This is a genomic window from Acidisoma sp. S159 (assembly GCF_009766125.1).
Classification (GTDB): domain Bacteria; phylum Pseudomonadota; class Alphaproteobacteria; order Acetobacterales; family Acetobacteraceae; genus Acidisoma.
Window position 1 is genome coordinate 15,453 of sequence record NZ_LMUG01000096.1, and the last position, 7,602, is coordinate 23,054.

A 7,602-nucleotide genomic window follows, 5' to 3' on the forward strand; every position below is an offset into this window, starting at 1 on the left:
TGGATAAGACAGATGACCTTCCAGCAGCTGCGCTCCCCACAGCTCCCACGCCCGCAAGAAGTCGTCCAGTTCCCTCAGGGCCGTCGCGTGTTTGCACAACAAACCCGCAGCTGTGGGCGGAGATCCTGCTCGGCTATCGAGCTGAATTACCAGCACTTCCCTTCCCGAAAACAATTGGTGGATGAGCGGCAAATAACCAATGACCAACGCGATGAAGCCAAGCCCAACGCCCGCTTCGATAACAGCGGTCAGCCGAGCAATGCCGGAATGCGGTACGACGTCGCCGTAGCCCAAAGTAAAGAAGGTCACGCCACTCATGTAGAATTGATCGAATAGGGAGGGGCTGGCGCCGTTCTTAGAAGCCGGCGCCTGTGCCCATTCCAACACACCAAAGCCCACGATCAAAGTAGTGGCCCAGGATGCAAAAAGACCCAGCATCGACAGAGCCCCAAAATGGCTGAGCATCCCTTCCCGACCGTTGGCGGCCTCGTATCATACGCGGGCTACGACGTGATCGACGTCAGCCGACAACGCCACCCCGTCCCACCGGCGCTCGAGCGCGTCTTCTGGTACCAACATCTATTCCAGACCGAACGCGGACGCGAATGCCTAGCTGAGAACCGTCGCGCACTATGCCGGATGCTGTGGAGCGAGTGGTCGCCAGGCTGGCAATTCGACGAACCCTCCCTCGTTCGTCGGCGACGTCGCCACGGGCCTCAATATGGCTGTCAACGTGACAACGGCGCACAGGGGCGTTGTCTTTCGTTTCCGCTGTTGTTGTCGTTGCGACACTGGCCTATCCGCCGAAAGCGAGCGGCAGGCCTTTCTCCGGCCAGTCCATCGCCACCAGGGCGCCGAAGCCACCCAGGGTGACATAGGCCGTGCCATTCCCTGCGCCGCCAAAGCAAATATTCGTCGTCAACGGATCGCCCGTCACGACCTCTCGTACCACATGCCCATCCGGCGCGATGGCCGTGACCTTGCCCGAGTAAAGTGTTGCCACGACGATATTCCCGGCGCCGTCCACCGCCAAGCTGTCGAAACCCTGATACCCCGGCAGCCCGCAGACAAGCCGGCCGCCATGCGGCGAGGGAAAGGGCGCCTTATGGACGAGGCCCGGCGAGAGAATGTCGAAGGCCCAGAGGCGCGATGGCTCCATCTCGGCGACATACAGCGTCGTGCCGTCCGGCGAGAGACCGATTCCGTTGGGCGTTAACGCGGGGTAGGCGACCTCTACGATGTGGGAGCCGTCGGGCCGCGCGTAATAGACGCCGCCATGATCGTGGCTGCGCTCGAGGTTCTTGCCGAGATCGGTGAAATAGAAGCCGCCCTCACGGTCAAAGACGAGATCATTCGGGCCGCGCAGAGGATGGCCGTCACACGCCTCGTAGAGAACCTCGACCTTGCCAGTCGAGGGCTCGACACGCTCGATGCGGCCGGTTGTGTAGTGCTTGTCGCTTGGGATGGAGCGGAGAACGCCGTCTTCCCTGATCCAATGCGAACCACCACTGTTGCAGACGTAGAAGAATTTGTCCGGCCCGATCGCGAGGCCGTTCGGGCCGCCGCCGGGCTCGGCCACGACTTCCGTGCGGCCATCGAGGAAGACGCGGGTGATGGTCCCGCGTGCGATCTCCACCAGGGCTATGGAACCATCCTCCAGGACGACCGGACCTTCCGGGAACAGCAATCCCGTGGCGATGGTGCGGATGTCGGTCATTGTCGTTTCCCCCCCTCGGCTTCTTGCGTCTCAACTCCCCAAGCCCCCATCAACGACATGGACGTGGCCGGTGACGTAGCTGCTCATCGGAGAGGCCAGGAACAGTGCGACGCTCGCCACCTCATCGGGATCAGCATGGCGGCCCAGGGGAATGTCGGCGTCGATGGCGGCGGTGATATCCTGGCCGGTATAGGCGGTCAGCCGCTGCTCGATGTCAGCCTGGAACGCGTTCTGAATCGGGCCGGGATTGAGTGAATTCACCCGGATGCGGCGTGGCGCCAGGGCGCGCGCGGCGGCGCGAACAACGCCGGTCTGAGCATGCTTCGCGACGGTATACGCGATGTTGTTCTCGGCCCCTGTCCCGCCGCGCAGTCCGGCGAGGCTGGATGTCACGATAATGCTCCCGCCGTCATTCATGCGCGGCGGCCCATATTTGCAGGCCAGGAAGGCAGCGCGGGCGTGGACGCGCAGCGTCCGGTCGAAGGCCTCCTCGTCATATTCGGCGAGCGGCCCGATGAACCCGTGATTTCCGGCATTGCTGAGGATCACGTCGATCGCGCCCCACATCTCGGCCGCCGCCGCGACATAGCCTGCGACGGTCGCGGCCTCGGCGACGTCGCCGGAGAAGGTCGCGACTCGGTCAGGATCGAGTGCCGCGGCGGCCTCCGCCAACTGCGCGGTATCAAGATCAACCAGCATCACCCGCGCGCCCTCCGCCACAAAGCGCCGGGCGGCAGCAAGGCCGACGCTGCCGCAGCCGCCGGTGACGATGCAAATCTTGTCTTCGAGCAGAGCCATGGCAGCTTCCTATTTCACGCTGCCGGCCGCGAAGCTGCCTTCGAGCTGCTTCCTGATCAGGGCGATGGCGATGATGGGAACGGCGAAATAGATCGTCGATCCGGCAAAGATCTGGCCGTAGAGCGGCCCTTCCGGTGGGACGAAGCGCATCAGCAAGGGCAGGAACGTCAGAGCATTCTGATCAGTCAGTATCAGGGCGAAGAGGAATTCGTTCCAGCAGAAGCAGAAGATGAGCACGGCGGTCGTTAGGATCGGCGGCAGGGCAATCGGCAGAATGACGCGCCACAGTACCGTCCAGGAGCTGGCGCCGTCCATCCGCGCAGCCTCGTCGATGTCGAGGGGAATGGCGACGAAAAAGCCGCGCAGCATCCAGATGGCGAAGGGCAGCGAAAAGGTCAGGTAGATCGCCGACAGCCCGCTGACCGTATCAAGAATATCAAGTTTGCGGAACAGCAGGTAAACGGGGATCACCAGCACGATGCTCGGGATCATGCGGATTGCGAGCACCAGCAGGGCGAGGCGCCGGAAGCCGCCGCCGAAGCGCGTCATGCCATAGGCCGCCATGGCGCCCAGTGCGATCGAGACAATGGTCGCGGTCATGGCGGTTGCGAAGGAATGCCAAAGTGCACCCCAGAATGCATCCTGCGCGAAGATCTGCCGGTAGTTGCCGAAGCTGAAGCCATTCGTCGTCTCGTTATGAACGGAAAGCGAGACGTAGAGCGCCCACAACGGCGGCAGGATGGCGAAGCCACAGGACAGCAGCGCCACGATATAGAGGATGCGGAGCTTCATGCCTGGCTCTCCGCCGACCCGAAGCGCCGCATGGCAGCCATAAGGGCGACCACGAGCGCCATGATGACGACGAAGACGATCAGCGCGAGGGCCGCGCCGCGCCCGACCTGGAAATCTTGGAAACTCTTGCTGTAAGCGTAAAAGTTAAGGATCTCGGTGCTCGTCCCGGGTCCGCCCTGGGTGATAACGATGAAGAGATCGATATTCTTCAACGCATCGATCATCCGCAGCAACAGCGCCACCATCAACACCGGCTGCAACAGGGGAAGCTCGATACGCCAGAGGATTTGGCGCGGGCTCGCGCCGTCCACCCTCGCGGCCTCGGTCACATCGCCTGGCAAAGTGAGCAGCCCGGCGAGCAGAACCGCGAACATGAACGGCGTCCATTGCCAGACATCGGCAATGACGAGGCTATAGAGCGCGATCGAGGGGCTATTGACCCATGGCACCGGGTTCAGGCCGAACCAGCCGAGAACGATGTTGAACATCCCGAATTGCGGGCTGTACATGCTCTTGAAATAGAAAGCCCAGATCAGCGGCGCCACGACCACAGGCACGCAAAGGATGGCGCGCATCATCGGAAAGCCGCGCAGCCGGCGCGCCAGGCCGTGGCGGAACAGCAGTGCCAAAGCAAAGCCCAGCACCAGCTCCAGCGTCACGGAGAGCACTGTATAGATGATCGTGACGACGGCGACCTGCGCCGTTTCGGGATCCTGGAAAATCTGCAGGTAGTTCCCAAACCCCGTCCACCGCTTGAGCCCCGACATGAGGTTCCAGCGATAGAAGCTGGTGGAGACGGCCGCGACTAGCGGATAGCCGATGGTCACCACAAGGCACAGCAGGCTCGGCGCCAGATAGGCGTAAGCGCCGTTCCACGATCCCCTACGCATCAATAATAGCCCGCGTCCCTCATGATGCCGTCGGCCGCCTTTCGCGCATTTTCCAAAGCTTCCTTGGGCGTGATTTCCCCCACAAAGGCCCTGCTGAGCTGCACACCGGCTGCGCTGTCGATTTGCCCCCATTCGGGAAGCTGCGGCCGCACCATCGCGACCTTGAGACTGGCGGAGACCGCCGGGAACCATGGTTTGGCGCCCATATTCGCGTCCCAGGCGGAGTTGCGGCAGGGCTGGCCACCATGCGGCACCAGGTCCTTGCTTTGCACATCCCGGCTGTTGAACCAGGCGATGTATTCGGCGGCCGCCTTCGGATCCTTTGAGTAGTTCGAGACGGTGAGACCCATGCCGCCCATCACCGGCGCATTGCGCACCTTGCCCTTGGGCGAAACTGCGCTGCCGAGCTGCGGCCTGACATTGGGCGGCGCCGTGACGATGGCATCGGGAATCCAGGCCACCGGGTCCAGCGTGCCGAGGCCCGTCGCCATCGCCTTCGTCTCATCTGCCTCGGTATAGGCGGCGCCGCCGGTCGGCATGGTCTTGACCAGTTCGAGCAAGAAGGCGAGCGCATCGACGCCCGTCTGGTCGGCGAAGGTCGGGTGCATTTTGTCGTCGAAGAGCGCACCGCCATTTGCCCAGAAGATCGGCAGCCAGACCGAAAAGGCTTTAATCAGCCGCTCCGTCCCGGCGATGAATCCATAGCGCTTAGCAGCCGGATCGACGACCTTCTGGCAACCCGTCAGCAGCTCATCCCATGTCTGCGGCACGCCTAGGCCGACCGCCTTGAGATGAGCGCCATTGTAGATCAGGCGCTGGCAATTCGCGACTGTCGCCATGCCGTAGGTATGATCCTTGGCGGCATACATCTCGCGCAGCGCGGGCGGAATATCGCTGAAGAAATCCTTCAGCTGATCGGCCGCGATGAGATTGTCGAGGGGTTGAATATGCCCCGCCTGGGCATAGCCTTTGAGATAAATCGAGTCGATCTGCACAACGTCATAGGCGCTGCTGTGCGCGGCGAAGGCGGCGACCTGCTTCTGGATGGATTCGTTGTAGCCCATCGTGATCAGATTGACCTTGATGCCGGTCTGCTTGGTGAATTCCGGCGTCAGATCCACGAAGGGCTGGCCGAAGATGCCCTGCCCCAGCGTGATGGCGGTAATCGTGGTGTCCTTGGCGATGGCGGGGCGCGCCAGGGCGCCCCCAGTCGCCGCGATGCCCGATGCGACCGCTGCACCCTTCAGCAGGTCGCGCCGTTTGACGACTAGCGATGTCTTCTGGGCCATGCTTGTTTCTCCTCCTCTGGATCGTCGCTGTTTTTATTGACGCAAGGCTCGTTCATTGCCTTTCCGGCTTCTTATCGTTAGCCGGTTCGCTCATGCCGCGCGCAGCGGCCGAGGATCAAACATGCGGGCAAACTCGGGCGTCAGCGTCTCGGGCCTGACGAGACCGGAGGCGGCAGCGATACGCCACCAGGCTACATCGGCCTCGTGGATCACTATGCATTCCAGGCTGCGCCGCACGTTGTTGCCCTCGGGCGAGTGGCAGGCGGCAATATGAGCCACCGATTCTGGCAGGCCAGCGAGCAGGCAGACATGCGCGCCGTAGATCGGATGTCGCAGCGAGGGCCAGCCGTAGCGGCTGCCATCCGCGTTCCAGCGCCGCTGGTTCTCCGGGTCGAATTCGAAGGTCTTGCCGACGTCGTGGCAGATGCCGCCGGCAATAACGATATCACGGTCGATCTCGGCTTGCGGGAACGCGCCGGCGAAATAGTCGAGATGGCCGACCGCGAGCCGTGTCACGCCGCGCAGATGCAGATCCTGGCCGCCCTCCTTGAGAATCAACGACCCCGGCGTTGCCTCGCCAGGAATATCTCGCACGCGCCGAAAGCTCGACGAAGACAAAGCAATGGCCCAGGCATCGGTGGTTTGTCGGCGCAGCGCCTCATCCGCGATAAGGTCAATTTCCGGCAGATCGGCCAAAATACCCGCCCGGAGCTCATCGGAGAGCTCGGCGGCGAAACCCTTCATCATTCTCAGCTCCCCCTGTCTTCTTAGTTGCAAGGTTACTGGCGCCGTGATGGATAGGACAATTAGGAAGTTTTTCGTTTCTCGATTCAGGTTTCCAAAACTATGCGGCCAACCTTCGCGCAGCTCGAAGCCTTCTACTGGGTCTCACGTCTCGGTTCGCTGAAGGAGGCCGCTCGGCATCTCGGCCTCGCCCCGCCGACCATATCGCTCCGGATAGATCAGCTGGAGGCGGAGCTTGGTAGCCCCGTTTTCGAGCGGGCCGGGCGCGGCCTCATCCTTACCCAACGCGGCGAGACGATGGTGCCGCGCGTCGCCTCGGTCATGGAGGAATACGACAAAATCCGCTCGATCGTCGACGATAACTGGCAACATAGCGGTGTATTGCGCGTAGGCGTGCCGGAAACTTTCGCCCAGGCCTGCCTGTCCGACTATATGCGAATCATCGCCGCGCGTTACCCAGCCCTGCGGCTAGAATTCGCGGTCAGCACCAGCTCGGAGCTTGAGCAAGACGTGCTGCACCGGCGGCTGGACATCGCCTTCGCGATCAACCCGACCGGAGATCCGAAGCTGACCTTAGTGCCGCTCGGCATCCAACCAGTGGTCTGGGCCGCAGCGCCTCGCTTCAACCTGCCCTCGCCTTTGCATCCTTCGGATCTGCGGGGGATTGTCATCATCACCAATCCGCCGCCCACGCCGATGTGGCGTCAGATCACCGAATGGTTTCGGCAAGCGGGGTTGGAGCCGCACGTAATCTGCCGGTGCAGCAGCCCGACCGTCGTCGCGCAGCTGGTGAGCACAGGGCTCGGCGCCAGTCTGTTGCCCCGGCGCCTAGTGCAAAAGTCACTCGCCGCGGGTATCCTGAGGAGCTTTGAAAGCGCGCTGCCGCTGCATCCTTCCCGTCTTTTCGCAATCTATCGCTTTGCCGATAGCGACAGCATCACACAGGAGGTGATCGCCTTGGCGCGCCATGCCATGGCCCAGACCCGGCTGGTTGAGCCGGAGGAGAACTGACCGGAGGATCTGCCAGACGCACCGTGATCGGCCAAGTAGTCAACCTTTCAGCTATCTCGAAATATCGTCAGATCGGATTCGCAGGAACGGGCACTCCGGGTTCGCAAACTTGATATTTATCGCCATGGCACCCGCGGACTCCGCATGATCTTGCGCTGAGATGAGGAGTAGGACTCTGGTGCGAGAAGTGGCTCGCTCCGTCACAGAGCACAATCGCCGAAGTAGCTACCAGCGGGGGCGTTGACGTGCTGCGGAAGATTATGTCCCGCGTCGACAACGTAGTGTTCGTGCAGACCGACGAACATGCCGGCGTGATCTGCGGTGCCTCCGGGCTTGAGCGGGTAGGTCGCGCCATCGAGCG

8 protein-coding genes are annotated in these 7,602 nt (G+C 62.3%); 1 reads left to right on the plus strand and 7 read right to left on the minus strand.

Annotated elements, in window-relative coordinates; all coding sequences use genetic code 11:
- The 7 genes from GSQ92_RS28445 to GSQ92_RS28475 all read right to left on the minus strand — a co-directional run.
- The coding region (locus tag GSQ92_RS28445) for a potassium channel family protein (RefSeq protein WP_216857011.1) at nucleotides 1–465 on the minus strand (465 nt) is incomplete at its 3' end.
- Between the two features lie 331 nt (nucleotides 466–796).
- The gene (locus GSQ92_RS28450; RefSeq protein WP_158804301.1) at nucleotides 797–1,717 is read right to left on the minus strand and encodes an SMP-30/gluconolactonase/LRE family protein; all 921 of its coding nucleotides are present in this window, start codon (nucleotides 1,715–1,717) and stop codon (nucleotides 797–799) included.
- 30 nt (nucleotides 1,718–1,747) lie between these two features.
- Nucleotides 1,748–2,515, minus strand: a complete 768-nt coding sequence (locus GSQ92_RS28455; protein WP_159014732.1) for an SDR family NAD(P)-dependent oxidoreductase — start codon at nucleotides 2,513–2,515, stop codon at nucleotides 1,748–1,750.
- A gap of 9 nt (nucleotides 2,516–2,524) precedes the next feature.
- The gene (locus tag GSQ92_RS28460; RefSeq protein WP_159014733.1) at nucleotides 2,525–3,307 is read right to left on the minus strand and encodes a carbohydrate ABC transporter permease; all 783 of its coding nucleotides are present in this window, start codon (nucleotides 3,305–3,307) and stop codon (nucleotides 2,525–2,527) included.
- Nucleotides 3,304–4,197 carry a carbohydrate ABC transporter permease gene (locus GSQ92_RS28465; protein ID WP_159014734.1) on the minus strand — a complete coding sequence of 298 codons (894 nt, stop codon included), beginning with the start codon at nucleotides 4,195–4,197 and terminating at the stop codon, nucleotides 3,304–3,306. Before GSQ92_RS28465 ends, GSQ92_RS28460 begins: the two co-directional genes overlap by 4 nt.
- Nucleotides 4,197–5,486 (minus strand): ABC transporter substrate-binding protein, encoded by a 1,290-nt coding sequence (locus GSQ92_RS28470; RefSeq protein ID WP_158804305.1) that lies wholly within the window; start codon nucleotides 5,484–5,486, stop codon nucleotides 4,197–4,199. Before GSQ92_RS28470 ends, GSQ92_RS28465 begins: the two co-directional genes overlap by 1 nt.
- Before the next feature lie 90 nt (nucleotides 5,487–5,576).
- Nucleotides 5,577–6,233 carry an HD domain-containing protein gene (locus GSQ92_RS28475; protein WP_216850325.1) on the minus strand — a complete coding sequence of 219 codons (657 nt, stop codon included), beginning with the start codon at nucleotides 6,231–6,233 and terminating at the stop codon, nucleotides 5,577–5,579.
- A gap of 99 nt (nucleotides 6,234–6,332) precedes the next feature.
- On the opposite strand from GSQ92_RS28475, the gene GSQ92_RS28480 reads away from it, so the two are divergent.
- Entirely contained in the window at nucleotides 6,333–7,241 is a 909-nt protein-coding gene (locus GSQ92_RS28480; protein WP_159014735.1) for a LysR family transcriptional regulator, read from the plus strand.
- The last annotated feature ends 361 nt before the right edge of the window (nucleotides 7,242–7,602 follow it).

Bases quoted from the DNA above. Each gene is read 5' to 3' on its own strand.
- GSQ92_RS28450 (WP_158804301.1), bottom strand. From the start codon at position 1,717: ATGACCGACATCCGCACCATCGCCACGGGATTGCTGTTCCCGGAAGGT.
- GSQ92_RS28455 (WP_159014732.1), bottom strand. From the start codon at position 2,515: ATGGCTCTGCTCGAAGACAAGATTTGCATCGTCACCGGCGGCTGCGGC.
- GSQ92_RS28460 (WP_159014733.1), bottom strand. From the start codon at position 3,307: ATGAAGCTCCGCATCCTCTATATCGTGGCGCTGCTGTCCTGTGGCTTC.
- GSQ92_RS28465 (WP_159014734.1), bottom strand. From the start codon at position 4,197: ATGCGTAGGGGATCGTGGAACGGCGCTTACGCCTATCTGGCGCCGAGC.
- GSQ92_RS28470 (WP_158804305.1), bottom strand. From the start codon at position 5,486: ATGGCCCAGAAGACATCGCTAGTCGTCAAACGGCGCGACCTGCTGAAG.
- GSQ92_RS28475 (WP_216850325.1), bottom strand. From the start codon at position 6,233: ATGATGAAGGGTTTCGCCGCCGAGCTCTCCGATGAGCTCCGGGCGGGT.
- GSQ92_RS28480 (WP_159014735.1), top strand. From the start codon at position 6,333: ATGCGGCCAACCTTCGCGCAGCTCGAAGCCTTCTACTGGGTCTCACGT.